The 24,887-nt window shown below is 56.5% G+C and carries 22 protein-coding genes; 19 read left to right on the top strand and 3 right to left on the bottom strand.

What is annotated here, in order from left to right:
• The 14 genes from H2515_RS12650 (at position 1) to H2515_RS12585 (ending at position 13,873) form a co-directional block, all read left to right on the top strand.
• Complete coding sequence (locus H2515_RS12650; protein WP_232821389.1) at positions 1 to 1,236, top strand: amidohydrolase family protein; 1,236 nt, start codon at positions 1 to 3, stop codon at positions 1,234 to 1,236.
• Positions 1,237 to 1,293: 57 nt separating this feature from the next.
• On the top strand, positions 1,294 to 2,325 hold the full coding sequence (locus H2515_RS12645; protein WP_232821388.1) for an adenosine deaminase: 1,032 nt from the start codon (positions 1,294 to 1,296) through the stop codon (positions 2,323 to 2,325).
• Between the two features lie 26 nt (positions 2,326 to 2,351).
• A complete protein-coding gene (locus H2515_RS12640) occupies positions 2,352 to 3,353 on the top strand; it encodes a phosphorylase family protein (protein ID WP_198661476.1) in 1,002 nt (333 codons plus the stop codon).
• A 70-nt stretch (positions 3,354 to 3,423) separates the two neighbouring features.
• Entirely contained in the window at positions 3,424 to 5,676 is a 2,253-nt protein-coding gene (locus H2515_RS12635; protein ID WP_232821631.1) for a xanthine dehydrogenase family protein molybdopterin-binding subunit, read from the top strand.
• A complete protein-coding gene (locus H2515_RS12630; protein ID WP_014028121.1) occupies positions 5,673 to 6,134 on the top strand; it encodes a (2Fe-2S)-binding protein in 462 nt (153 codons plus the stop codon). The genes H2515_RS12635 and H2515_RS12630 overlap by 4 nt, the downstream gene beginning before the upstream one ends.
• Positions 6,127 to 6,993 (top strand): FAD binding domain-containing protein, encoded by an 867-nt coding sequence (locus H2515_RS12625; protein ID WP_198660294.1) that lies wholly within the window; start codon positions 6,127 to 6,129, stop codon positions 6,991 to 6,993. The genes H2515_RS12630 and H2515_RS12625 overlap by 8 nt, the downstream gene beginning before the upstream one ends.
• Positions 6,994 to 6,996: 3 nt before the next feature.
• The gene (locus tag H2515_RS12620; RefSeq protein WP_065412979.1) at positions 6,997 to 7,581 is read left to right on the top strand and encodes an ureidoglycolate lyase; all 585 of its coding nucleotides are present in this window, start codon (positions 6,997 to 6,999) and stop codon (positions 7,579 to 7,581) included.
• Between the two features lie 18 nt (positions 7,582 to 7,599).
• The gene (gene atzD, locus H2515_RS12615; protein WP_035191862.1) at positions 7,600 to 8,691 is read left to right on the top strand and encodes a cyanuric acid amidohydrolase; all 1,092 of its coding nucleotides are present in this window, start codon (positions 7,600 to 7,602) and stop codon (positions 8,689 to 8,691) included.
• Complete coding sequence (locus tag H2515_RS12610) at positions 8,688 to 9,629, top strand: XdhC family protein (RefSeq protein WP_035191861.1); 942 nt, start codon at positions 8,688 to 8,690, stop codon at positions 9,627 to 9,629. Before atzD ends, H2515_RS12610 begins: the two co-directional genes overlap by 4 nt.
• A gap of 61 nt (positions 9,630 to 9,690) precedes the next feature.
• Positions 9,691 to 9,846, top strand: coding sequence for a DUF4089 domain-containing protein (locus tag H2515_RS12605; protein ID WP_223306866.1), 156 nt, complete (start codon positions 9,691 to 9,693; stop codon positions 9,844 to 9,846).
• Complete coding sequence (locus H2515_RS12600; protein WP_065412977.1) at positions 9,843 to 11,240, top strand: AtzE family amidohydrolase; 1,398 nt, start codon at positions 9,843 to 9,845, stop codon at positions 11,238 to 11,240. The genes H2515_RS12605 and H2515_RS12600 overlap by 4 nt, the downstream gene beginning before the upstream one ends.
• Before the next feature lie 13 nt (positions 11,241 to 11,253).
• The gene (gene hpxZ, locus H2515_RS12595) at positions 11,254 to 11,640 is read left to right on the top strand and encodes an oxalurate catabolism protein HpxZ (protein WP_014028128.1); all 387 of its coding nucleotides are present in this window, start codon (positions 11,254 to 11,256) and stop codon (positions 11,638 to 11,640) included.
• A gap of 8 nt (positions 11,641 to 11,648) precedes the next feature.
• Positions 11,649 to 12,257, top strand: coding sequence for a nucleotidyltransferase family protein (locus H2515_RS12590; RefSeq protein ID WP_198660293.1), 609 nt, complete (start codon positions 11,649 to 11,651; stop codon positions 12,255 to 12,257).
• Positions 12,254 to 13,873 carry a gamma-glutamyltransferase family protein gene (locus H2515_RS12585; protein WP_198660292.1) on the top strand — a complete coding sequence of 540 codons (1,620 nt, stop codon included), beginning with the start codon at positions 12,254 to 12,256 and terminating at the stop codon, positions 13,871 to 13,873. Before H2515_RS12590 ends, H2515_RS12585 begins: the two co-directional genes overlap by 4 nt.
• A 33-nt stretch (positions 13,874 to 13,906) precedes the next feature.
• On the opposite strand, the gene H2515_RS12580 is transcribed toward H2515_RS12585, so the two are convergent.
• Positions 13,907 to 14,827, bottom strand: a complete 921-nt coding sequence (locus H2515_RS12580) for a LysR family transcriptional regulator (RefSeq protein ID WP_035191856.1) — start codon at positions 14,825 to 14,827, stop codon at positions 13,907 to 13,909.
• 273 nt (positions 14,828 to 15,100) lie between these two features.
• Between H2515_RS12580 and H2515_RS12575 the strand changes: the two genes are divergently transcribed.
• Positions 15,101 to 17,434, top strand: a complete 2,334-nt coding sequence (locus H2515_RS12575) for a TonB-dependent receptor (RefSeq protein ID WP_065412974.1) — start codon at positions 15,101 to 15,103, stop codon at positions 17,432 to 17,434.
• A 74-nt stretch (positions 17,435 to 17,508) separates the two neighbouring features.
• Here H2515_RS12575 and H2515_RS12570 read toward each other — a convergent pair whose 3' ends face one another.
• Both H2515_RS12570 and H2515_RS12565 read right to left on the bottom strand, forming a co-directional pair.
• A complete protein-coding gene (locus H2515_RS12570) occupies positions 17,509 to 18,066 on the bottom strand; it encodes a cupin domain-containing protein (RefSeq protein ID WP_035191854.1) in 558 nt (185 codons plus the stop codon).
• A 92-nt stretch (positions 18,067 to 18,158) separates the two neighbouring features.
• Positions 18,159 to 19,484 carry an aminotransferase class III-fold pyridoxal phosphate-dependent enzyme gene (locus H2515_RS12565; protein ID WP_065412973.1) on the bottom strand — a complete coding sequence of 442 codons (1,326 nt, stop codon included), beginning with the start codon at positions 19,482 to 19,484 and terminating at the stop codon, positions 18,159 to 18,161.
• A 421-nt stretch (positions 19,485 to 19,905) separates the two neighbouring features.
• Between H2515_RS12565 and H2515_RS12560 the strand changes: the two genes are divergently transcribed.
• From H2515_RS12560 to hydA, 4 genes are read left to right on the top strand one after another with little or no spacing between them, the layout of a single operon-like run.
• Entirely contained in the window at positions 19,906 to 20,775 is an 870-nt protein-coding gene (locus tag H2515_RS12560; RefSeq protein ID WP_198660291.1) for a nitrilase-related carbon-nitrogen hydrolase, read from the top strand.
• Between the two features lie 15 nt (positions 20,776 to 20,790).
• On the top strand, positions 20,791 to 22,116 hold the full coding sequence (locus tag H2515_RS12555; RefSeq protein ID WP_198660290.1) for an FAD-dependent oxidoreductase: 1,326 nt from the start codon (positions 20,791 to 20,793) through the stop codon (positions 22,114 to 22,116).
• Positions 22,106 to 23,428 (top strand): NAD-dependent dihydropyrimidine dehydrogenase subunit PreA, encoded by a 1,323-nt coding sequence (preA, locus tag H2515_RS12550; protein ID WP_198660289.1) that lies wholly within the window; start codon positions 22,106 to 22,108, stop codon positions 23,426 to 23,428. The genes H2515_RS12555 and preA overlap by 11 nt, the downstream gene beginning before the upstream one ends.
• A gap of 3 nt (positions 23,429 to 23,431) precedes the next feature.
• Positions 23,432 to 24,886, top strand: coding sequence for a dihydropyrimidinase (gene hydA, locus H2515_RS12545; protein WP_198660288.1), 1,455 nt, complete (start codon positions 23,432 to 23,434; stop codon positions 24,884 to 24,886).
• Position 24,887 lies beyond the last annotated feature (1 nt).

Here is a 24,887-nt window from a genome sequence, read left to right as displayed (position 1 = left end):
ATGCAGATGATGGAAAAGATATTTAGGGCGCCGATACTCAACCCGATAGATGCAAATACCTGGAGATTTTACCAGGATGGTGCTTTAGGTGTCGATCAGGGCCTCATTGTGCATATGGGTGATTTTACTGCGATGCTGGGTCAGATCGGCGCTGATATGGAAGTTGAGAATCTGGATGGTGTTATTGTTCCAGGCTTTGTCGATAGCCATTTGCATTGGGTGCAACACCGGGTCAGGGGCCGTTTTTCTGGCGAACTCCTGACCTGGTTGCAAGAACATATCTGGCCGGAAGAGGCGCGCTACGTGGATACTGATCTGGCCCAGGCTGCGGCGACTCAATTCTACGCCGATGTATTGCGCGCGGGGACCGTGATGGGCATGAGCTATTCCAGCCCACATGCCGAGGCCACGCAGATTGCACTGACGGCGATGCGTGGCGATTGGGTCATTGGTAATGTCCTGATGGCGATTCACGCGCCCCACACCTTGACCGACTACAGCCTGCATGATCCCGACGCGTTGCGTGCGTTTATGTGCCAAACGGATAAAACACACTATGCACTGACACCCCGTTTTGCGCCCAATCTGACGGCTGCATCGCTGAAGACACTGGGACAGATTGCCGCCGAGAGTCAATGTTTAATCCAGACGCATCTCGCGGAATCGGTCACGGAGCTGCAATGGGTTAAAGAGCTGTTTCCCGACGCGGCGCACTATACCGAGGTGTATGACCGCGCGGGTCTGCTGACGCCCAGGACGATATTGGGCCACTGTATTGAAATGCGTGACGAGGAATGGCGCTGCCTTCGGGAGCGCGGCTCCTGGGTCGCGCATTGCCCTACGAGTAATGAGGCGCTGGGCAACCGACGCATGCCCTTAGAGCAAGTACGTGCTTACGATATTCCCTTTGCGTTGGCGAGTGATATAGGGGGTGGTCCCAGCCATAGCATGCTGCATGTCATGCAGCGATTTCTGGGAACACATCGGGAAGCGGACGTTGCTGTTGCGCCTCAGGAGGCCTTGTATCGTTCTACCAAGGCGGGTGCTGAATGTATGGGCAGAGGTGCCGTCGGCGGTGATTTGACGGTGGGAAAACGGGCTGATTTTGTGCTTTTGCCGCAGAAGCCCGCAGCATCTTCTGTGGAAGCCTGGTTTGAGGAATGTTTAAGCGGTAAGCCGGCCGATCTGGAACAGCGTCCGCTGGGAACCTGGCTCAGGGGTGAGCGGGCGGCCTAAGCGATGTACATGCATAGTCTTATAAAAACATACGGAGCAACACCTTTTATGGAAAGTATGACAAACATTAAAAGGGGGCTGGCTGACTTTGTGGAGGATCTGCCCAAGGTAGAGCTGCATCTGCATATTGAGGGCACTTTGGAGCCCGAATTACTTATCGCGCTGGCCCGGCGTAACGGCGTGGATATTCCCTATAAGACGATAGCGGCGGCACGGACGGCATATCAATTTGAGGATCTGCAAAGTTTTCTGAAGGTCTATTATCTGGGGGCGTCCGTATTGCGGGAAGAGCAAGACTTTTATGAGCTGACTCTAGCCTATATGGCCCGCTGTAAAGCCCAGCAGATTCGGCATACGGAACTGTTTTTTGATCCACAGACGCATCTTGCCAATGGCGTGCCATTGGCGGCGGTGATGGGTGGCATCAACGCCGCCTTGCGCGACGCCGAGCGCGACTGGCATATATCCAGCGCGCTGATTCTTTGCTTTGAGCGGGATCGCGATCCAGAACCCGCGGTGGCGCTCTTGGAGCGTGCTTGTGCTTTGGGGGGCATTGCCGGCATTGGTCTCGACTCCGCTGAGTTGGGCAATCCGCCGGAAAAGTTTCAGGAGGTGTTTAAGGTGGCCAAGTCCATGGGCTTGCATCGTGTTGCCCATGCCGGGGAGGAGGGGCCGCCCGCCTATATCTGGCAAGCGCTGGATGTGCTGGATGTCGAGCGCATAGATCATGGGGTGCGCTGCCTGGAGGATCCGGCACTGGTGCGGCGTCTGGTGGATGACCGAATCCATCTCACGGTCTGCCCATTCTCCAATGTCGCGCTCAAAGTGTTTAGCCAGTTATCTGAACATAATCTGGGTCGCTTGTTGAAAGCAGGGTTGTCGGTGACGATTAATTCGGATGACCCGGCGTACTTCGGTGGATACCTGAGCGAAAACCTCATGGGGACACTTTCCAGTCTGGATTTGACAGCGCAAGACGCCTTACTTCTTGAACGTAACGCCGTTGCCGCTGCCTTTTGTACGGACCAACGAAAGCAGTCCCTGCTCAGGGATCTGGATCAGTATGGCGTGTCACAGCAGAACCTATGATAAAGAACTCGGCAGGGAGAATCTTCGTGAAAAAAAATACGCTTTGGAAGAATATGATGTTATGTGGTGCCGTCGGCTGTTCATTGATGGCGCCACTGGCCGCCGCACAGACTATACCGGCAGTAGCAAAAATGAGCCCGAAAGTGATCGTGTTGACGGCATTCCCGCCCGAGTGGCAAGCATGGACGGTGCAAAAATCTTTTCATCATAAGATTTTGCATGTGGCAGGTCTCATCAAGCCTCTGCTCTGCGACAGTAAAGGCGTCTGTGTTACAGAAACCGGTGAAGGGGAAATCAATGCCGCAGTCACCGTTACCAGTCTGGTAAAAGACGCGGCTCTGGATGTGAAGAAGACTATCTTTATTCGCAGTGGCATCGCCGGTGGTGTGGACGTAAAAGAGTCTGCACTGGGCAGTGTGTATATCAATAACTGGGTGATCTCCTGGGCTTTCGGGCATCACTATTTGAGTGATCAGAAGCAGTTGGCGTGGTCACCTCCGGGGTGTGCAGATTACGCCGCTCCTGGCCATTGTGGTGAATACGCCCATAATCTATATGAGAACTTGGCTTATAAGGTCAATCCGGAACTCTTGAGCATGGCGGTGAAGGCTGCAGCCAACGTGCAATTGGAAAACTCATCAGAAGCTAAAAAGTTGGATAAAATATTCGCTATTTACGTGGCGCCGAAAGTGATGGTGGGTGCTACTATTACTGGAAATGACTTCTGGATTGGTAAAGAGAATCAGGCTATTGCCGAGAAAATTGTGCATCTATATAGCCATGGAGAGGCACAATATACCAATACCGCCATGGAAGATCTTGGGGACATCACCGCGCTCTCTCGTTTTGGTCTGGCAGATCATTATTTGTCCATACGCGGGATCTCTGATGTGGATGTCCCGCCCCCTGGTAAGACGGAAGAGGAAATCTGGAGAACCGGCGATTTGTATGCCGGTGCGCTCGCCGAGCGTAATGCGGTCATTGTCACCAAGGCCATTATCGCCCACCTGCTAAAGGATTCTGCGTGAGCGTGGATGTCATTAAAGTGTCCGTTGTGAGCGTTCTGGCTCGGGAACAAGGAGTACCACCGTGTCTTTGATGATCATTAACCAGCGACGTGACCAGCAAGTGGTTGGTCCAGCCCGTGTCGATGGATTTGCCAAAATACGGGGGGCGGCGCTTTACGTGGATGACCGGCCCGCTGTCGATGCGCTTCATGGGGCTACCGTACGCACTGCGGGAGCGGGTGGGACTCTACAGGAAATCGTTTTTGATCCTGCTATAAACTGGTCTGAGTTTGTGGTGGTGACTGCCCAAGACATTCCGGGTATTAACGCGATAAAGCTCCTTGAAAATGATCAGCCGGTGTTGGTAGAGCGCGCATTCCGGCACGCTGGGGAGGCCGTGGTATTACTGGCTCATGCAGACCCGGAAAAGCTCAGGATAGCGCTGAAAGGTGTTTCCTTGGTGGAATTACCCAACCCGGATCCGGTTTTTGATATCGATGACGCGTTGCAAGCGCGGCAGGAGATTATACCCGGCAATATTTATGCGGATTATCTTCTGGATCGTGGTGATGTGGCAGCGGGGGTGGCTCTTGCCGATGTCGTGATCGATGAGGGTTTTCTCACCCCGTCGCAAGAGCAACTCTACATTGAACCGCAAGGTATGTTGGCACATTTGCAGGCAGACGGCGGTATTTTGATGGAAGGTTCCATGCAGTGTCCCTACTACGTGCTGGATGCATTGGTTCAGTGTCTGGGGATGGATAAGGATCATCTGCGGGTAGTGCAAAGCACCACCGGGGGGGCCTTTGGCGGCAAGGAGGATTATCCTTCGGTGATTGCCTGTCATGCCGCTTTGCTGGCGCGCAAAGCGGGTGGTCGACCGGTAAAGCTCATTTATGAGCGTGGCGAGGATTTGCGGGTAACGCCGAAGCGTCATCCTTCCCGTACCCTGATTCGTTTGGGAGCCAACAAAGCTGGAGAGTTGCAGTTTATCGATATGGATTTCGCTATTGATGGCGGTGCTTATCGTACCCTCAGTCCGGTCGTGCTCTCCCGGGGTGTCATTCACGCGCCGGGACCCTATAAGTGCCCCCACATCAGGATCAGGGGGCGTGCCGTCGCTACCAATCATCCCCCCTTCGGCGCCTTTCGTGGATTTGGTGCGCCGCAGAGCATTTTTGCCATGGAAGTAGCCATGGATCGGTTGGCGAAAAAGCTGGGTATGGACCCTGTGGAGTTACGCAAAAAGAATTTGCTGTGTACCGGCGATTTGAGCCCCACGGGCGATGTGGTTGGTAAAGACTGTTTTGCTCATGCGGTGCTCGATGCCGCATTGGAACACACGCACTATCAGCAGCGACGGGAGGAATATAATGCCTGGAATGCCGCTGGCCACCCGACCCGCAGAGGTATCGGTTTGGCGACTTTTGCGCATGGCGCCGGATTTACCGGTAATGGTGAATTGCATCTGGCTTCCCGTGTTTCTCTGCAAGCCTTGGCCAATGGGCACGTCGAAATTCTCTGTTCCAACACCGAAATGGGGCAGGGCGCGGCGACTACGCTGGTCCAGATTGCGGCCGCTGCGCTGGGTCTGCCCATGGACAGCGTGCATCTGGCGCAGACGGACACCTCCAGGGTGCCAAATTCCGGACCAACGGTCGCCTCCCGCACCTGTATGGTGGTCGGGGAGCTCATTCAGAAAGCAGCGGGACAGCTATTGCAACGTTTGCGGGAAACGACGGGTTTGGCGCAATCCTATGACGTGCAAGGCTTCGCTGCAGCGTGTGCAGGGCTTTACGCCGCCGCCGGGGATGCGTTGGTGACTGCACACTACCACCCGCCAGCAGACATGCTCTGGGATGAGCAGACTTTTTTGGGGCGGGCCTACGCCAGTTATGCCTGGGCCGCTTATGTTGCCGAAGTAGAGGTGGATATGCTGACGCTGGAGACGCACGTGGTCGATTTTACTGCCGTTCAGGAAGTCGGCAAGGCGGTGCATCCGGTGATTGTGCAAGGCCAGATTGAGGGCGGAGTCGCGCAGGGGATTGGTTATGCCCTCTATGAGGACGTGCTCTGGAATGAACGCGGGGTGATGGCCAATGATCGGCTGACCAATTACATCATTCCGACCAGCGCTGATTTGGGATTTATTCAGGTGGTATTGCTGGAAGGTGGATTAGGGGCCGGGCCTAAAGGAGCGAAGGGCGTTGGTGAGTTGCCGATGGATGGTCCGGCTCCGGCTATTGTCAATGCCATTCAGCAGGCACTCGATATCGATATTCAGCAGATTCCGGTGATGCCTGAAATGCTGCTGAGGCTGACCATGCGCGAAGGAAATTCATGATGCCGACGACTATGCATATCAACGGTAAAATATTTCAGAGTGGTTCAGCACCGAATGCCCGTTTACTGGATGTATTGCGTAATGAATGCGACCTCAAGGGGACCAAAGAAGGCTGCGGCGAAGGAGAGTGTGGCGCCTGCGCGGTGCTGGTGAATGGCCGGCTGGTGAATAGCTGTCTGGTTCCTCTCGGGCAACTGGCGCAGGCGGTGATTACCACGGTAGAGGGCCTGCCCGCAGACAGTGCCCTGGCACGGGCTTTTGTGCAGTGCGGCGCTACCCAGTGCGGGATTTGCACGCCGGGGATGATGCTTGCCGCGACCGCCCTGTTGGCGGAGCATGCGAGCCCGACTCTGGAGGAGATACGCTGGGGCCTGAGCGGTAATCTCTGTCGCTGTACCGGGTATGGGCGCATTTATGCGGCTGTCGCCCAGGCCGCCGGAGGGGCTGCCGATGTCTGAATGGATAAGGCCCCGGCATTTGCCGGAAGCCCTGGAGATATTGGCGGCAACCCCCGGCTCATATCGGGTGATTGCGGGCGGGACCGATCTCATGGTGGAGAGTCATCTCGCCCCGGAGCGGCGCCCGGATGCCTGGCTGGATATCAGCGGCTTGCCTGAGTTGCAGGGGCTGGAGACGACAGAAGACGGCATCCGAATTGCCGCTGGCACTTCGCTGGACGAGATCCGCCGACATGCGGAGGTGGTCGCCCACTGGCCGATGCTGGCCGCTTCGGCGGCGGTGACCGGGGCGCCACCCATTCAAAATCGCGCCACGCTGGGTGGCAACATCTGCAACGCCTCCCCGGCGGCTGATAACGCGCCGGTATTGCTGGCCTATGGCGCGCGTCTGGAGATCGCCCATCAGCACGGCCCGCGCTGGTTGCCTTATGTAGATTTCCATCAGGGGTATCGTAAGACGGCCTTGCAGGCGGGAGAATTACTGAGCGCCATCTGGATTTCCTATCCTCCAAAACACAGTTGCGGTTATTTTCGGAAAGTCGGAACTCGGGCTGCACAGGCTATTGCCAAGGTGAGTATCGCGGCGCTCATCGAAAAAGATAGTGATGGAATTATCCAGAGCGCGCGTTTCGGTATGGCGAGTGTGGCGGCGACTCCTTGTACCTTACCATCCGTGAGCCAATATCTGCTGGGACGTGCGTTGCGTGATATTTCCGAAGCTGATGTGCGCCATGGGGTAAGACAGGATATTGCACCGATTCAGGATATCCGCTCGACGGCAGAATACCGTTTGGAGATAGCCTCCCGGCTGGTACTGGAGGCTATCTCCATGTGCAGAAAATCGCAACAGGAGGATTGAAATATGAGTGTCTATGCAAAGCAGGCAGCGACCGTTTATGTGGATGTACCCGTGCTGGATGCTACGCCGGAAAATCTCGAAGAATATGGGGTGATGATCGGTGAGGCGGTGCACAGGCCCGGACTTTCAATTCCCTTTTATCAGGGGAGTGTGGAAGAGGGGCAAAATCTCGATTTTGAATATACCGGTCGCGCGGTGATTCGGACGGCGCGGATATCCCACCGCAGCCCGGAAATCACCTGGCTGGAACGGCATTTGAATATGACACAGATTTTTGTCGGTCTGGGCAGCACGCCCTTCGCCATGGTGCTCGGGAAGCCCAATCAGGGTAGCGGGGGAAATATCCCCCAGCTGGAAGATGTCCGTGCTTTTCGCATTCCAGCGGGGCAGGGGGTGATGATTCATGCGGGTACCTGGCACGATTTCCCCATGTCTATGGGCGATCCGGTGACGGTCATGACCATGAATTCTGACGAGGTGGTCACTGCTTTGGCGAACGCTCAGGCAGCAGATGAGATGGACGACGGGGACGTGTACAAGATCGACATCCAACGTCGTACCGGGCGGGTGCTCCGGGTTCCCTTTTAATCGCAGAGGGCGAAGACCATGCGTACCTCAGTCTACCGGTTTTTTACGACAGACCCTGCCGACGTTTCCGGACTGGTCCGGGCGATTGCCGAGGGGATGATAAATCCCCAGAGCATCGTCGCGATTATTGGCAAAACCGAGGGTAATGGTGGCATAAACGACTTTACCCGGACTTTGGCGATGATGGCTTTGAGCCAGGTGCTGGCAACGCATTTGGATTGCCGTCCAGAGTTGGTGGAAGAGCGTGTGGTGTTGTCCTTTTCGGGCGGTAGTGAAGGGGTTGCGGCGCCGCATATTCTGGTGTTTGCGGTATCAGGCCGGGCGGCGGAGCAAGCGTATCCGATAAAACGTCTGGCGCTTGCATCTGCCCATACCCGCCCTTTTAGCGCGCAGGAAGTGGGGCGGATGGCGATGGTGCGGGAGACCGCCCGCGCGCTCACCTGGCTCATGCATACCTTGCAGGTTGAACCTGCGGATGTGCATCTGGTGCAGATCAAAGGGGCGATGCCAGCGCTGGACTCTGCTACGACTGAAAACGTCCGTGCCGAGCACCTGCGCTGTGACATGGCCTGGTCACGCGGCGCTTCTGCCCTGGGGGTGGCCCTCGCTTTGGGTGAGGTGACCGAATCCGAACTGTCGGATGACGCCATCAACCGGGACTGGTCTTTGTACTCCAGTCGGGCCAGCGTTTCCGCCAAACCCTTATTGCGGCGCTCCGAAATGGTGCTGTTCGCCAATTCGTGTTGGTGGGACGGTGATTTGGTCATCGCCCACGGGGTGATGCAGGACATCATCGATGTGCCGGCGATCCATGCCGTGCTGAATCAATTGGGACTGCAGCCCGTCAACGGGCAGTTAGCGACTGCCGATGCGGAGAAGGTGCTGGCGGTCTTCGCCAAATCCGACGCCGACCCGCGCGGCCATATCCGCCATCGTCGTCATACCATGTGGACAGACGCGGATATCTCCGATATGCGTTATTCCCGCTGTGTAGTTTCAGCCTTGTTGGCTGGGGTCACGGGGGAAACCGGCATTTATGTTTCGACGCGCGCGGAGCATCAGGGTCCCCAAGGGGGCGGGCCGGTGGCCGTGATCGGGTACGCCTCATGAATGCCCTCGCCAGTCGTCAGCGGCCCTTGCTTCCGGTCCGGGAAGCGGTTGTGACCCGGGTGCGGGGGTCTGCGCCCACGGCGGTCGGGGCCAGTATGCGTCTGTTGGAAGATGGCTCCCTGCTGGGCACGGTAGGTGGTGGTCGTATGGAATATCAGATCTGTCAGGCGTTGCGCACACCCCGTTCTGACGCATCCCCGGCATTGCTGAGTTTTACCCTGGGCACGGCGGATGATCAGTGCTGCGGTGGGCAGGTGGAAATCTGTGTGCTGGATGTGCCCCTATTTTTTTCCGAGCTGTACCAGTCTGGCGCCTCCCGTCTCTATCAAAGGGATTCAGCCGGCCGGTTGCAGCTTGTGGCCGGGATTACCCGTCTGGGACGGCAAATCGGTTCATTGGATGCCTTGACTGTGCTTTTGCGCGCCGATGCTCCGGGTATGGATGTCAAGGAACGGCACTTCGCGCTGCCCGCTCCCCACCATCAACCACTATGGATTTTTGGTGCGGGGCATGTAGGGCGGGCGATCGCCAGCATGGCTCGTGAATTGGATTTCGCATCGTCCGTATTCGATCCGCGCCCTGAGTGGGCCGATCCTGCCGCCTTCCCGCCAGAAGTCACCCTGGTGGACACTTGGTCCTGGGTGGATCTGCAGACCCCGGCAGCCGATGTCATGGTGCTGATCATGACCTACAGTCATGCCATGGATTATGCGTTACTGGAGCATTTTATCGGGAAACCGCTGGCTTATCTCGGGGTGATTGCCAGTCGGTCCAAAGCGGCGCGTTTTAGTCACGCTCTGTCCCGTGCCGGACATGATATTCCGGACTATTTGCACATGCCCATGGGTTTGCCCGGACTGGGTAAAAAGCCCCCGGAGATCGCGATCAGCGTGTTGGCAGAGTTGCTGCAATTACGGCACCAAAAAGCTGATTTCTAACAGAAGGAAAAACCGGATGAATCCGCCTAGAACAGATGCTGAAACGCCCGTGGATACGTATATGAACTATCTTTTCGATGCTTTGGGGCTCAGTGTACGCGAAGAATGGCGTGCGGACGTGAAGAATTATTTCATGCTGAGTGCGCGGATGGCCGAGGTGTTGGAAGCACATCCGCTGGACATGACGGAAGATTTGGCTCCGGTATTCCGCCCATGAAGACAGAGAACGACCCATTTCCGCAAGCGCAGGAAATTGCGCAGCGGGTCCGTAGCGGCGAGTGGCGCGCAGCGGAGGTGGTCCAGGAAACGCTCCGTCATATCCATGCCAGTAACGGCGAGATCAATGCCTTCACAGGTATCACGGAAACGCGTGCCTTGCGGGAAGCGGCGGCAGTGGACCGGAAGGTGGCGCGGGGCGAAGACCCCGGCCCTTTGGCGGGTGTGCCCTTTGCCGTTAAAAATCTTTTTGATTTGCAGGGCGAGATTACCCTCGCCGGGTCAAAAATCAATCAGCAAGATGCCCCCGCTGCCACCGACGCGACTGCCGTGCGGCGCATGACCGAGGCTGGCGCCATTATGCTGGGCGCCCTTAACATGGGCGAGTACGCCTACGATTTCACAGGGGAAAACATTCATTATGGGCCGTCCCGTAATCCCCATGATCGGTCGCGAATGACCGGAGGGTCCAGTGGCGGCAGCGCTGCCGCCGTAGCGGGGGGCATGGTGCCCATCGCCCTGGGTTCTGACACCAATGGTTCTATTCGGGTGCCGTCTTCCCTCTGCGGTATTTTTGGACTAAAGCCGACCTACGGCCGCTTGTCTCGGGCCGGAGCCTTTCCTTTCTGTCCCAGTCTCGATCATGTTGGTCCGCTGGCACGTAGCGTGGCGGATCTCGCACTGGCCTATGACGCGATGCAAGGGACGGATGCAGCGGACCCTGTTTGCGCGAACAGGCCGAATGAGCTGGTCAGTGGACTGCTGGCAGAAGGGATTGGTGACCTGAACATCGCGGTGGTGGGCGGATATTTTGCGCAACAGGCAACGCCTGCCGCAGAACAGGCCTTGGCTAGGGTTGCCGCTGCACTGCAGGTAAGCGAGCAGATCGAAATTCCCGGAACCGCGCAGGCGCGCGCCGCCGCCTATCTCATCACCAATGCCGAAAGCAGTAATCTGCATCTGAACCGTCTGCGTCATCATGCCGCCGACTATGACCCGGACGTGCGGGATCGCATGCTGGCCGGTACTTTGCTGCCGGCTTCCTGGAGTATTCAAGCCCAGCGTTTCCGGCATTGGTACCAGGCGGAAGTGCTCAAGGTTTTTGCGCGTTACGATCTGTTGCTGGCACCTGCCACGCCCATGTCGGCGCCCGCCATCGGCCAGCGCACTATGGAGCTGGATGGTGAGCAGATGTTAGTCCGGCCCCATCTGGGTTTATACACCCAGCCCCTCTCCTTCATTGGCCTCCCAGTAGTAGTGGTACCGGTGGCCAGTACGGGGGCGATGCCTATTGGTGTTCAGATTGTTGCGGCACCCTGGCAGGAAGCAAAGGCACTTAAAGTCGCCAGACAACTTGAGTTGCACGGATTTACCAGTCCAATCCCCACCCGCTAAGAGGAAAAATCCCATGGTTCACGCCGAAATCAACGCGCCCGAAGTCTTACAAGAAGTGCAGGCCGCTTTTTTCCGCTATGAAAAAGCATTGGTTGAAAACGACGTTCATGTATTGGACGAGTTATTTTGGAATAGCGTACACACGTTGCGCTACGGAGTGGCAGAAAATCTCTACGGCTACGCAGCCATTGCCGAGTTTCGGGCATCCCGTCCAGCCCCGGCGCTGAATCGGGAGTTGGTCAATACGACGATCACCACCTATGGACAGGGCTTTGCGACCGCCAACACGGAGTTCCGGCGCGAACAGGTGCATGGCCGACAAAGTCAGACCTGGATACGCACGCCAGAGGGTTGGCGTGTCGTCGCGGCGCATGTGAGCTTGATGCCGAAGGCGACTTAAGCGGCAGCATGGATGCCGCCATCATTCTGGCGGGCGGCCAGTCCCGGCGCTCCGGGCGACAGCATAAAGCGTGCAGGCGTCTGCACGGCGATGGCTGGAGCTGGATTGACCGGCAGGTGGATATCCTGCGGCAGGCGGGGTTTGCCCCGGTGTATCTGGTGACGGGGTATCGGCCACGGCGAGTTTTGGCTTGCCTGCATCGGCGTGTCATGCGACGGCATAACTTCCGGGCAAGGCGTGGGCCTTTCTCGACGCTGCAGTTGGGGTTGCATAATCCATCTGGCCCGGCGCTGGTGGTGCCAGTAGATGCGATTTTGCCACCCGCGCCGTGGCTCAGGCGGTTGCGGCGCAGCGCACATGCTCGGAATATTGCGGCAGCAAGTCCGATAGATCGTTGGGGTGGCGGCGGGCATCCGCTGATGCTGTCGCAGTGTTGGTCACAGTCACTCTGCGCAGTACCTGTGGATGCAGCCGACGCAAGGTTAGATCGGCAACTGGGTTATTTGTCGGCGGCAGAGCATATTCGTTTGCCGTGGAACCACTTTTTTCGTTGTCCCCGGTTGAACACCCGCCGGGAATGGCGTTCAGCGCGTCATAAACTGAGGGCCATTCTGTGAAACCCGTTCAAATCTCTTTGTCGGCGAGCTCTGCGGGCGGTGCCGTGAGTGCTCCGCACGCGCTGGCGGCCGATGCCGGGGCAGCCATTTTGCGCAGCGGTGGTAATGCCATAGAGGCGGGCATCGCGGTGGCATCGACCCTCGCCGTGGTCTATCCCCACATGAACGGGCTGGGGGGTGATGCATTCTGGCTGATCTCGGACGGCGATGCGCACACGGTGCGCGGACTGGCCGCCGCTGGTCCAGCCGGGCGATACTATTCGGCGGCGCTGTTTCGTGACCGAGGGCTGCGCGAAATTCCGTTCCGTGGTGGCTTGTCCGCCATGACGGTGCCGGGTGCGGTGGGTGGTTGGGGGGCGGCGTTCGAGTTCTCCAGAGATTGCTGGCAGGGCCGTAAATCCTGGTCGGCCGTGCTGGAGAGCGCCTATTGCCACGCCGCTACCGGTTTTCCGCTCAGCCCTAACCAGAGCCATACCCTCACCAGATTTGGCAACGCGCTCCGTCAGCAGCCGGGTTTTGCCGCGCAATACATGCCGGGGGGGGAGGTAATGTCAACCGGGCGACTGTGGAGTCAACGGGCGCTGGCACAAACGCTCGGGACTCTGGCGGAGAATGGTGCAGAGGCTTTTTATCACGGTCCGCTCGCCTGGCAAATGGCGAAGGGTCTCAAAGCCGCTGGCAGTCTGTTGACAGAAGCCGATTTGTGGGCTTTCAAGCCCCGCTGGGTGGAACCGTTGCGCACCGCTTTTGGTGTCGGCGAGGCTATCAATATGCCGCCACCCACCCAAGGAGTAGCCTCACTCATGATCCTCGCCCTGCTCAATCGCGTTGGACTCAACAGCGGCGACCATCTGGGCGCGGAACTGATTCATAATACGGTAGAAATCACCAAACTGGCCTTTCAGTACCGGGATCAGCTAGTAGCCGATCCCGGCTTTGGCGAGGTGGATATTGCGGCATTGCTGAACCCGGATTTTCTGGATGACTGCGCCAGAGAGGTACATCCCCTTATCGCGATGCCGCTGCCGTCCATTGGACTCGCCAAAGGCGATACGGTCTGGTTCGGGGTGGTGGATGGGCAAGGGCGGATGGTGAGTGTGATTCAGAGTCTTTACCACGAGTTTGGCACCGGCGTGGTGGCAGGCAATACCGGGGTGCTGTGGAATAACCGCGGCTGTGCCTTTTCTCTGGCGCCGGGGCACGTCAATGTACTGGAGCCTGGAAAACGCCCCTTTCATACCCTTAATCCAGCGCTCTATGCCGAGCAGGGGCGGGTGCAACTCGCCTACGGCAGTATGGGGGGGGATGGCCAGCCCCAGACCCAGGCGGCGCTGCTCATGCGCGCCAAGCACTATGGGCTTTCCCTCGCCGAGTCGGTAATCAGTCCGCGCTGGCTGTATGGGCGTACCTGGGGGGAAGCCTCGGCGGGTCTGCGTCTGGAGCGGCGCTATTCCGACGCCGTTTTTGGGGATTTGTGCCGCTGGGGGCACCAGGTGTCGTGGGTGCCAGATTACAGTGATTTTATGGGCCACGCGGGTATGGTTGCGCGTGATCCGCAGGGCGGATTTTCGGGTGCTGCTGATCCGCGCAGTGATGGTGGCGTGGCGGTGCCGTAAGATGGCCTTTTTAAATGAACCCCTATTCCATGTCTAAGCTGTATGGTGTTCGCCTAGGCTCATATTATTTAGTTCCTCTGCTATGCAATTGGAAAAACGAGCGGCAGAGACCGAAATTCCTCGGTTTTTCAGTTGCGCACAGACTAATGGCACGGGGCGTATGTCCACGGCCGAAATCGGCCGATAAACTATATTTTCGTTGACGCGATTTTTAGGCATTCCCGTTGAAATAACAAAGCCAATGTTTTGGGTGCCGTACAACAGGCCGCGCATCACCTCATAGGAGTTGGTCTCGGCGGCGATATGGGCTTCTGATCGCCGACTACGGAGCGCAGACTCCAGCATTTCGCGCGAGGTAAGCCCCGGTGCCGGCAATACCAGCGGATACTGGATGCAATCGTTCAAGCGAAGCGTACCTTGACCGGCAAGAGGGTGCGTGCGGTCCATAGCCGCCACCAAAGGCTGCTCGGATATGGCAAGGTCGATGACGTCTGGGTGTCTGGGTGGTGCCACGATGACCACCAGATCTGCTTCAAATGCCAGTAGCGCACGAATCGCATCGCTGTGTTTCGCTACCGTCACCGAGAAGGAAACTCCCGGATACTGCACTCTGAATGTGTTAATGATTCTCGGGATAAAATCGGCCGCCAATGCGGGGCTGACTGCGAGGGAAATATGGCCGCGGCGAAGTCCGTTGAGGCTGTCTATTTCTGAGCGTAAGCGCTGCATGTCGGAAAGGTGGCGGCGCACATAACCCAGGAAAACTTCTCCCGCAGCCGAGAGGCGCATCCCGCGTGGATGCCGTTCGAAAATGCTGGTGCCCAGTTCCTCTTCCAGATCCTGAACGCGGCGATCCAGTGCCGATGCCGTGATATGCAGCTTTTCGGCCGCGCGGCGGACCGAGCCTTCTCTGACGATTGTGTCAATGTAGTTAAACAGGCGCAGGTGTTTCATGACCAATCCTTCAAAGCGTTGCGTTTTAGGTAACACATTCGCAAAAAAATAACACTTTAATCGTAGATTGTATATGGCCAATATATCCATGCAGGCAATTGGCACCCGATCAATAAGATGATAACCGGCGCCTCGTTTTGGGGCAGAAAATTTCGTTCTGCCCCATTATGGGGCAGACATAGAAGGATCACACGTCTTGCGTAAACATATTGGTCGGTCGGCATGGCATATATGCTGCTTCTCGCTATGGCGATATAACTACAGGAGTTTATAATGAACAAGACCACTAAACGTCTTTTAAGACAGGGCTTATTGGTGGCAACGGGATTTCTGGGTAGCTCACTTCTACCGGTGTATGCAGAAACGACCACCGCCACGCCGCCTCCAGCCAAAAAGATATATAAGATCAAATCAGTCTCCAAGAATTTATTGCGAACCGTAGAGAAGGCTGCGCTCACCCAAATAAAGCCGGTGTTTGGCGCTGAAACCGCGCTGATTCCCAAAAAATTCCTGGAAGGTCAGGAGTCAACGCAAAATGCCTCAACCATTCTGAGTTTTGTGCCTGGGGTGAATGCCACCAGCACGAACCCCATTGGCGTCAAGACCCATATTTCGGTGCGTGGCTTCTCCCAGACACAAGTAGGCTATACCTTTGATAATTTGCCCATTGCGGATTTGTTCAATGGAGGTTTATCCGGCGGAAATAACAATTATGCAGATTTGACGAATCTCATCCCGGTCACGCTGGGTGAAACTTCGGGCATCCGCGTGACCTACGGCACTCCCTCGCCAGATATCAACGCCATCGGGGCAATCGGCGGAAATATTGATTATCTGCCGAAGATTCCATCGGTAAAACGTTACGAGTCGGTATTTGCTGGTTTTGGTTCTTTTAATACGCGCAGCTATGGTGCTGAGATAAACACTGGAGTAAGTCCTGGCTATGGTAACCTCCTGCTGAGATTCTCTTCGCGCCAGACCGCAGGCTACCTGGACCACAGTCCTGATCGCGAATACTCCTACTATGCGGCCTATGATTTGCCGCAAATTTCGCCGACCTCAAAATGGTCAGTCATATTTTTGCTGAATAAAAACCAAGGTGCCACCGCCGCGCGAATGCCGACCGCGCTGTTGCAGCAGTATGGACCTTATTATCAGTGGCCACTGTCTTTCACCTACGCAAATAGCACGGCGGAACACATGATGGCTATTGTGCAGAATAAAACGCTTATATCTTCTCACGCTGTTTTTGGTGTAAAGGGATTTTATGCCTACACCAACTCCAATCGTTTGGAATATGTGAATCCCAGTGCCAATTCGCCTTACAACAGTTTTGTCACTTTTTATCTGAACCCGGCGCAAACCGTCTGCCAGTATTCGGGAAATGATTTTGCCGGTAACAATTCTGCAGCATGTCAGGCGCAAACAATTAACGGGGATAATTATCACAGTTATAGCTATACCACAAATACTTTCGGGTTTAATCCTTCTGTCGAGTGGCTCAGTCATTATGTGGACTTGAAAGCCGGAGGACTGGGCGCGGTCTCTCTGTATCATTCGCGGGACTATGTTTACGGAAGCCCGAATGTCCCCGAAGTGGCTGGTTACAATAACCTCTGGAATGAGCACGCATGGCGTCTGTACGGTAAGCTCTATGCGCAGGCCAAAATCAAGCTGACGCGCTCTTTGGCGATTACCCCTGGTCTGAAATATGAGACGGTAAGCACGCATATCAATGATGTACCGGGGTACTACTACACCGTAGGTGCCAGCAGTGGCCGCTCTTACAGTGAGGTGAGTCCATACGCTGGTATCCAGTATAAGCCGATAAAAGCGGTAACGCTGTATGCCAACTATGCGGTTGGGTACAAGTATCCGAACATCACCGCATTCTATGCGGCTGACAGCAATGCCACATCGACATCGCCATCGACGCCGGTGACGATAAAACCGGAGCAAGTCAACACGTACCAGTTTGGGGCGGCTTACAAGCATGATGGCCTTGACGCGAGTATTTCTTTCTATCGCTCAGACTTCGCACATACGTTCAGTTCCTACTATGATACAACAACAGGGCTGACTTATGAGTACAATATCGGTTCTTCATCGTATCAGGGCATTAACATTGCTACTGCTTACGCGCTAGATAGTTATATATCGCTTTATGGGAACTACTCGCTTCAGGCGGCGCATTACACCTCAAATTCGTCAAGTGCCTATGGAGTTGCCACCAGCATTGGAGAGCCGCGGGCCAATACCCCGACTTACCTTGCGGGCATGGGGATAGAAGGGCATTACATGGGTACGCGCGCCCGGTTGTACGGTAATCTGGTCGGCCCGCAATATATTGAGGCCAGTACGGGTGCACCAACTTCCATCAGTATGCCCGCCTATGCGACCATGAACTTCAATCTTGCGCATACCTTTCAGATACATCAGTACGGGGTAAAAAATATGACGTTTAGTCTGAGCGGGGTAAATCTCCTGAACTCCGAAGCCTCGGTGCTGGAAAAGCAGTTCCCTTATATCAATCAGCCCGGCAACTATCTCGTAGCAGAGCCGATGATGCCGCGCTCCTTCTTCGGAACTGTAAAAATGGTGTTTTAGGGTAAAAGCTCAGCGTGGTGCCGCAGGTTATCGGGGCATCACTCAAGTTTTTTACACGCTGGGATTGACGGTGGTCAGAAGCTGGGGGGTGAGTTGGCACTGACTATTTCACAGATTTCATGCCCTGCATTGACGAAGCGATGTGGTAGCTGGCTGTCGAAGTAGTATCCGTCACCGGGAGAAAGACTTTGTACTTTGTCACCAATGGTTAGTTGAATTGTGCCCCGGACGATGATGCCACCCTCTTCACCGTTATGGCGCAGCATGGCTTCACCAGTGTCGGCACCCGGCTCATAATATTCGTGCATGATCTGCATGGCTCGGCCTTTGGATCGGCGCCCTAAAAGTTTCATGATGATTTTGGGGTCCATGGCGATATCGGGCAGTTCGTCGGCACGGAAAAAAACTTCATCGGAAGGTACTAGGTCCAAGGTAAAGAACTCGGCAATGGACATGGGAATGCCATCAAGAATTTTTTTGAGCGAGCTGATAGAAGGGCTGACCCGATTTTGTTCAATCAGGGATATGGCGCCGTTAGTAACGCCGGCGCGACGGGATAACTCGCGCTGGGTCAGGCCATAAATTTTGCGCACCAATAGAAGCCGGTGGCCAATGTCATCGCTATTGCTCATAGGTTTAAGAATCCAAAGGGATAGGGTTTTCACATTATAGATTATCCGGGAAATGATGCAAAAAAATCGGTGAATTCTGGAGCGCGTTGTCCTTAGCGTAAGTTGCCGATGACGTTGTGGAGTATGTCGGCTATTTCGTCGATCATGTCCCTTTGAATGATCAGGGGAGGAGACAAGGCTATGGTGTCACCTGTCGTGCGAATCAGCAGACCCTTGTCGAATGCACTTTGCAGGGCCGCCATGCCACGTGCGCCAAAGGCGTCGGGAAGGCTTTCCAGCTCAATGGCAGCCATCATGCCGATGTTGCGGATATCGATAACTTTGGGTAATTCATGCAGGCTGTGAATGGCTTTTTCAAAGTAGGGTGCCAGTTCTGCGCCGCGGGTCAGAAGCCCCTCTTGTTCGTAAATGTCCAGGGCGGCCAGACCCGCCGCACAGGCCAGTGGATGACCCGAATACGTATAGCCGTGAAAGAGTTCGATGCCACGATCGCTGCCCTGCATAAAGGACTGATAAATGGCGTCACTGACGAAGACGGCCCCCATGGGAACGGCGGCATTGGTCAGCCCCTTGGCGGTGGTCAGAAGATCGGGAGTGACGCTGAAATAATCCGTGGCGAAAGGGGTCCCCAAACGGCCGAAGCCAGTAATGACTTCGTCAAAAATCAGCAAGAGACCATGTGTATCACAGGCTTCACGCAGTTGCCGCAGATAATCTCGGTGAGGAAGGATGACTCCAGCTGACCCCGCAACCGGTTCGACAATGACTGCCGCGATGCGCTCGGCACCGTGGCGCCGGACAATTTCGCCCAGAGCAAGGGCAGGGTCTTCTCCCCATTCTGGCAGCCCCTGACCGAAGCGATTGCGGCTTTGGTCCAGGGTGTGGGGTAAAAAATCCGCTTCCAGCAGCGGTCCGAAAGCTTCCTTGTTGCGCGGCAGGCCACCGACACTGAGCCCGCCGAAACCGACACCGTGATAAGCCTTCTCGCGGCCAATAAAGAGCGTGCGCTCTGGTTCGCCCCGGTTGAAGTGGTAGGCACGCGCGATTTTTAAGGCCGTATCCGCAGATTCGGATCCGGAGTTGGTGAAAAAAACATGATTCAGGGCAGGGGGCATCCACTGGATCAGACGTTTCGCCAGAGTGAAGACCAGAGGGTGGCCTATCTGAAAAGTGGGTGCGAAATCCATTTCCGCGGCTTGTTGGGCAATGGCTGCGCTGATTTCCGGACGGCAGTGTCCGGCGTTGACACACCAGAGGCCGGCAGTACCGTCTAAAATGGGACGTTCATCTGGTGTCCAGTAATACATGCCTCGTGCGCGACTCAGGAGCCGGGGTTGTTGGAGAAAAGCACGATTTGCCGTGAAAGGCAGCCAGCAGGCGGGGTTAGCAAGTGGTGCGGTTTTAGTCAGTTCGTCCATGGTCTATCCAGGTGAGGTGGAGCGGCTTAGGGTGTTGATGATATTAGGCAAAACTCATGCCTTAATAGAGATCGATGCAAGCATCTATTGCAGCACTGCACGTCTGGCGACCATGTATTGTTGATTATAATATTCCGCATCATGTTGGTGCAACAAGGGGTGCGGTTGCTTTTTGTTGGTGCATCACGGCACCTGGTTGATGAATAAAATATTCACGGTATGCCTATAGGCTTTTTGCCAGGTGAGTATCCGCCAAGGTCTTCATGTAATATTTAACCATTGAAAACAGTGCAATATACATGATTTATTGATCGTCTCTGTAGCTTTTCCAACCTTGGCATGCGCATTGCTTGATTATTTTAGAAAGCTATTGGCCGTTATTTACACCAGGAATCGTCTTAGCCTCTCAGGAAGGTCAGCCATGAGTCAAATTGTTCGTACCGCCCTCATTCAAGCCGCGCAAACGGCGGAGGCCGAATCACTGTCACCGGCACAAATCAAGGAAGAAATGATTGCACGCCACCTGCAACACATTGCGGCGGCGGCGGCGCAAGGGACACAAATCTTATGTATGCAGGAACTGTTTTATGGACCGTATTTTTGTCCAAGTCAGGATATCCGCTGGTATGCCTTGACCGAGGAAGTCCCCAATGGCCCGACGATTCGTTTGATGCAGGAGCTTGCCAAGAAGCACCAGATGGTGATCGTCGTGCCGGTTTATGAGCGGGAGATGTCTGGAGTTTATTACAATACGGCGGCAGTTATCGATGCCGATGGCGGCTATCTCGGTAAGTACCGCAAGACCCATATTCCCCAGGTGCAGGGTTTCTGGGAGAAGTTTTTTTTTCGGCCCGGAAATCTCGGATATCCGGTTTTCCAGACGGTGTACGCGAAAGTTGGTGTGTACATCTGTTATGACCGTCATTTTCCGGAGGGCGCCCGGGCTTTGGGTCTGAATGGGGCGGAAATCGTGCTGAATCCTTCGGCGACAGTGGCCGGTTTGTCCGAATATCTCTGGACGCTGGAGCAACCGGCACATGCCGCTGCCAATGGGTACTTTGTCGGCGCGATCAATCGCATCGGTACCGAAGCGCCGTGGAACATCGGCGAGTTTTACGGGCAGAGCTATTTCGCCAATCCGCGCGGACAGATTATCGCCAAGGCGAGCCGCGATCAGGAAGAGGTGCTGGTCAGTGACCTTGATCTCGGGCAGATCGCGGAAGTGCGGGACCTCTGGCAGTTTTATCGGGATCGGCGGCCGGATGTGTACGGCGATCTTTGTCGGCCATAGGCAGGGGAAGCGAGGTTGTTATCTACCGTAATACTCAGCCCGGAGTTGCTGGAAGCGCGCTTCCGTCCGCTGGAGGAGGTGCTTCCGGCGAGTGAAGCGCCAATGGAGGCGGAGCGTTGTTACTACTGCCATGACGCCCCTTGCGTAACCGCTTGTCCGACGGATATCGACATTCCCGGCTTTATCCGGGCGATCGCCGCGGGGCAGCCCGCCCGGGCGGCAGAACGTATCCTGCAGGCCAATCCGCTGGGAGGGTCCTGCGCGCGGGTTTGCCCCGTGGAAACCCTCTGCGAACAGTCCTGTGTGCGCCAGGGCGAGGAGGGGGGTCCGGTGCGTATTGGGCTTCTACAGCGTTTGTCTATGGCGCAGACGACACCTGACCTCTTTCCCGCAGCCAGGACAGCGATGCGAGTGCAAAAAATCGCAGTAGTGGGTGCGGGTCCGGCCGGGCTTGCCGGTGCCCATTTGCTTGCCCGCGAGGGTTTTGCGGTGGATCTCTTCGAGGCGCAAGCGCAGGCCGGCGGCCTTAATGAAAGTGGCATTGCCGCCTACAAGATGCTGGATGCGGCAGCGCAGCGCGAAGTCGCTCACCTGCTGGCGGGGGATCGCATTCAGTTGCGTTGTGGTGTGGCTTTGGGCCGGGATATTGCCCTCGGCCAATTGCGCAGCGACTATGATGCCGTCTTTCTGGCCCTCGGATTACAGGGGCAGCATCGCCTTCAGATTCCTGGTGAAGATCTAGCCGGAGTGCTGCCTGCGGTGCCTTTTATCGCCCGGATGCGCCAGGGTGAACCTGTGCCGGTCGGACAAAAGGTTGCGGTGATCGGCGGGGGTATGACCGCCATTGATATTGCTGTGCAAATTCGCTTGTTGGGGGCCGAGGAGGTGCATCTGTGCTATCGCCGTGGTCCCGAGGCGATGGGCGCCAGCGCCAGAGAGCAGCGCCTGGCCCGGGATCAGGGGGTCTTCATTCATTATTACCGGCGGCCATTGCGGATTGAAGGAGAAGGCGGTGACTGTGTGGCGATCTGGCTGCAACCCACCATAGCGCAGGGGGAGCGCTGCGTCGATCAGGGACAACCCCTGCGTTGGGCTGTAGATCAGGTATTTACGGCGATCGGCCAGCGTCTCAATCCGGAAGTCTGGGGTGAGGATGGCGCCTCTCTGCAACTGGATGCGCACGGAAAAATTGCCGTAGATGCGAACTTTCGCACCAGTCTGCCGGGTGTTTGGGCGGGCGGTGATTGCGTGGGGCGCAGTGCGGATCTCATCGTGCACGCCGTCGCTGATGCCCAACGCGCGGTGCTCTCGATGCTTGGAGACTTGCGTCATGAAGCCTGATTTAAGCACCGAGTTTGTCGGTATCCGTTCGCCCAACCCCTTCTGGTTGGCCTCGGCGCCGCCGACTGACCGCGCGGTGAATGTGCAGCGTGCCTTCAAAGCGGGCTGGGGCGGCGTTGTCTGGAAGACGCTGGGCATCGATCCGCCGGTGGTGAACGTCAACGGCCCCCGCTATGGCTTTTGGCAGGGCGACAATCGCCGAGTGCAGGGTTTCAGCAATATTGAGTTGATCAGCGATCGCTCCATCCTGAGCAATCTGCGCGAGATTGCGGAAATCAAGGCGCAGTGGCCGGATCGGGCGGTGGTGGTATCGGTGATGTTCCCGCTGGAGGAGTCGGTATGGGCGGAATGGCTGCCGCGTGTCGAGGCCACGGGCGCCGACGGGATTGAGCTCAATCTGGGTTGTCCCCATGGGATGTCGGAGCGTGGTATGGGCTCCGCCATGGGGCAGGCGCCCGAACTGGTCGAAATGGTAACGCGCATGGCCAAGGCGCACACGGGACTACCGGTGATCGTCAAACTGACGCCCAACGTGACCGATATCACCTGGGGTGCGGTGGCGGCACAGGCGGGAGGTGCCGATGCGGTATCGCTGATCAACACCATCAACTCTATCGTCAGTGTCGATCTGGAGCGAATGGCCCCCATGCCGACCGTGGATGGCATGGGGACCCATGGGGGCTACTGCGGACCGGCGGTCAAACCCATCGCCCTGAATATGGTGGCGGAAATTGCCCGGCATCCTACCCTTGTTGATCTTCCCATCTCGGGCATCGGGGGTGTCGGTACCTGGCGCGACACGGCAGAATTCATGGCGTTGGGTGCAAGCAATGTTCAGGTGTGTACGGCGGCGATGCTCTATGGGTTTCGCATTATCGATGATCTGGTGGGTGGCCTGCAGACCTGGATGACTGAGCAGGGTCATACCCGCCTGGAAGATTTTATCGGGCGGGCGGTCCCCAATGTCAGCGACTGGAGCCAGCTCAATCTCAATTTTGTCACGAAAGCTAAAATTGACGTCGATCGCTGCATTGGTTGTGGTCGCTGTTATATCGCCTGTGAGGATACTTCCCATCAGGCTATTGGTCGCATCGCGGATAGCGGGTGTTACCAGGTGCGTGCCGAAGACTGTGTCGGTTGTAATCTTTGTGTCGCGGTCTGCCCGGTCAGCGATTGCATCAGCATGGAAGCCATGAAAAGCGGTGTCGATCCACGGACGGGTGTTCCCATCACCGCGCAGCCCATGAACTGGACACAACATCCCAACAATCCGATGGCACCGTGCCTGCGTGGCGAAGGCCAGGGAGACTAGCCGATGTCACTACTGATCAGAAACGGGACCGTGGTCAATGCCGACCGGAGTTTTGCCGCCGATGTGTATTGCGAGGCGGGAAAGATCGTCGCCGTCGAACAGGGGCTCAGTGCGCCGCCAGGTGTGGAGATCGTGGATGCGGCAGGGTGCCTGGTCATGCCCGGCGGCATCGATCCCCACACCCACATGCAGTTGCCCTTTATGGGCACGGTCGCCAGCGAGGATTTTTTCAGCGGCACGGCGGCGGCACTCGCGGGCGGCACCACCATGATCATCGATTTCGTCATTCCCAATCCCGGCGAACGCCTTCTGGATGCCTACCATAAGTGGCGCGCGTGGGCGGAAAAGAGCTGTGCCGACTACTCCTTCCACGTTGCCATCACCTGGTGGGACGAATCGGTGTATGAAGACATGGGTACTTTGGTGCGTGACTGGGGGGTCAACAGCTTCAAGCATTTCATGGCCTATAAAGGGGCCATCATGGCCGACGATGGCGTGCTCACCCAGAGTTTCCCGCGTGCACTGGCACTGGGTGCGTTGCCGACGGTGCATGCCGAAAATGGCGAATTAGTTGACTATCTGCAAAAACTCTTGCTGAAAAAGGGCATTATCGGTCCGGAGGGGCATCCCCAATCGCGTCCCCCCAAAGTTGAAGGAGAGGCTGCACAACGGGTTATTCAAATTGCGGGTATTCTCGGCGTGCCTATCTATTTGGTCCACAATTCGTCCATCGAATCCGTGGACGCCATTGCGCGCGCGCGCCGTCAGGGGCAGCGGGTCTTCGGCGAATGCCTGACCCAGCATTTACTGATTGACGAATCGGTGTATTACGACAAGGACTGGAAGCGCGCCGCGGCACACGTCATGAGCCCGCCTTTCCGCCCACGTCCGCATCAGGAAGCCCTGTGGGAGGCACTGAGCGGCGGTATTTTGCAGACCACCGCGACTGATCACTGTTGTTTCTGCGGGGACCAGAAGGCCATGGGTCAGGAGAATTTTGCGCGGATTCCCAACGGTACCGCCGGTGTCGAGGACCGGATGGCGGTGCTCTGGCACCATGGCGTGAATATGGGGCGCCTGACGGCCAACGATTTTGTGGCACTGACTTCCAGCAACACCGCCCGGATTTTTAATGTTTATCCGCGCAAGGGAGTGATTCAGGCGGACGGCGATGCGGATATCGTCGTCTGGGACCCGCAGTTGCGCCGGACGATCGCCGCGGAAACCCAGCATCAGCAGGTCGATTTCAACGTGTTTGAGGGTATGGAAGTCAGCGGTGGCCCCGTATACACCATAAGTCAGGGAAAAGTGGTGTTTGCGCACGGTCGCCTGCAGGTGGAGCCCGGCATGGGTCATTATGTTTCGCGTCCGGCTTTTGCCCCCTTCATGCGCGCCCAGCAACAGCACAATGACCGCCATCCGGCCCGGGTCGTGAACCGTGGTCGGCCGGATCATTGAA

It is taken from the genome of Acidithiobacillus ferrivorans (assembly GCF_016250455.1).
In the GTDB taxonomy this organism is placed as follows: Bacteria; Pseudomonadota; Gammaproteobacteria; order Acidithiobacillales; family Acidithiobacillaceae; genus Acidithiobacillus; species Acidithiobacillus ferrivorans.
This window is presented reverse-complemented; position numbering and strand designations above follow the sequence as displayed.

Coding starts and splice junctions, on each gene's coding strand:
- H2515_RS12650 (WP_232821389.1), top strand. CDS start 1: ATGCAGATGATGGAAAAGATATTTAGGGCGCCGATACTCAACCCGATA.
- H2515_RS12645 (WP_232821388.1), top strand. CDS start 1,294: ATGACAAACATTAAAAGGGGGCTGGCTGACTTTGTGGAGGATCTGCCC.
- H2515_RS12635 (WP_232821631.1), top strand. CDS start 3,424: ATGATCATTAACCAGCGACGTGACCAGCAAGTGGTTGGTCCAGCCCGT.
- H2515_RS12630 (WP_014028121.1), top strand. CDS start 5,673: ATGATGCCGACGACTATGCATATCAACGGTAAAATATTTCAGAGTGGT.
- H2515_RS12625 (WP_198660294.1), top strand. CDS start 6,127: ATGTCTGAATGGATAAGGCCCCGGCATTTGCCGGAAGCCCTGGAGATA.
- H2515_RS12620 (WP_065412979.1), top strand. CDS start 6,997: ATGAGTGTCTATGCAAAGCAGGCAGCGACCGTTTATGTGGATGTACCC.
- atzD (WP_035191862.1), top strand. CDS start 7,600: ATGCGTACCTCAGTCTACCGGTTTTTTACGACAGACCCTGCCGACGTT.
- H2515_RS12610 (WP_035191861.1), top strand. CDS start 8,688: ATGAATGCCCTCGCCAGTCGTCAGCGGCCCTTGCTTCCGGTCCGGGAA.
- H2515_RS12605 (WP_223306866.1), top strand. CDS start 9,691: ATGAACTATCTTTTCGATGCTTTGGGGCTCAGTGTACGCGAAGAATGG.
- H2515_RS12600 (WP_065412977.1), top strand. CDS start 9,843: ATGAAGACAGAGAACGACCCATTTCCGCAAGCGCAGGAAATTGCGCAG.
- hpxZ (WP_014028128.1), top strand. CDS start 11,254: ATGGTTCACGCCGAAATCAACGCGCCCGAAGTCTTACAAGAAGTGCAG.
- H2515_RS12590 (WP_198660293.1), top strand. CDS start 11,649: ATGGATGCCGCCATCATTCTGGCGGGCGGCCAGTCCCGGCGCTCCGGG.
- H2515_RS12580 (WP_035191856.1), bottom strand. CDS start 14,827: ATGAAACACCTGCGCCTGTTTAACTACATTGACACAATCGTCAGAGAA.
- H2515_RS12575 (WP_065412974.1), top strand. CDS start 15,101: ATGAACAAGACCACTAAACGTCTTTTAAGACAGGGCTTATTGGTGGCA.
- H2515_RS12570 (WP_035191854.1), bottom strand. CDS start 18,066: ATGAGCAATAGCGATGACATTGGCCACCGGCTTCTATTGGTGCGCAAA.
- H2515_RS12565 (WP_065412973.1), bottom strand. CDS start 19,484: ATGGACGAACTGACTAAAACCGCACCACTTGCTAACCCCGCCTGCTGG.
- H2515_RS12560 (WP_198660291.1), top strand. CDS start 19,906: ATGAGTCAAATTGTTCGTACCGCCCTCATTCAAGCCGCGCAAACGGCG.
- preA (WP_198660289.1), top strand. CDS start 22,106: ATGAAGCCTGATTTAAGCACCGAGTTTGTCGGTATCCGTTCGCCCAAC.
- hydA (WP_198660288.1), top strand. CDS start 23,432: ATGTCACTACTGATCAGAAACGGGACCGTGGTCAATGCCGACCGGAGT.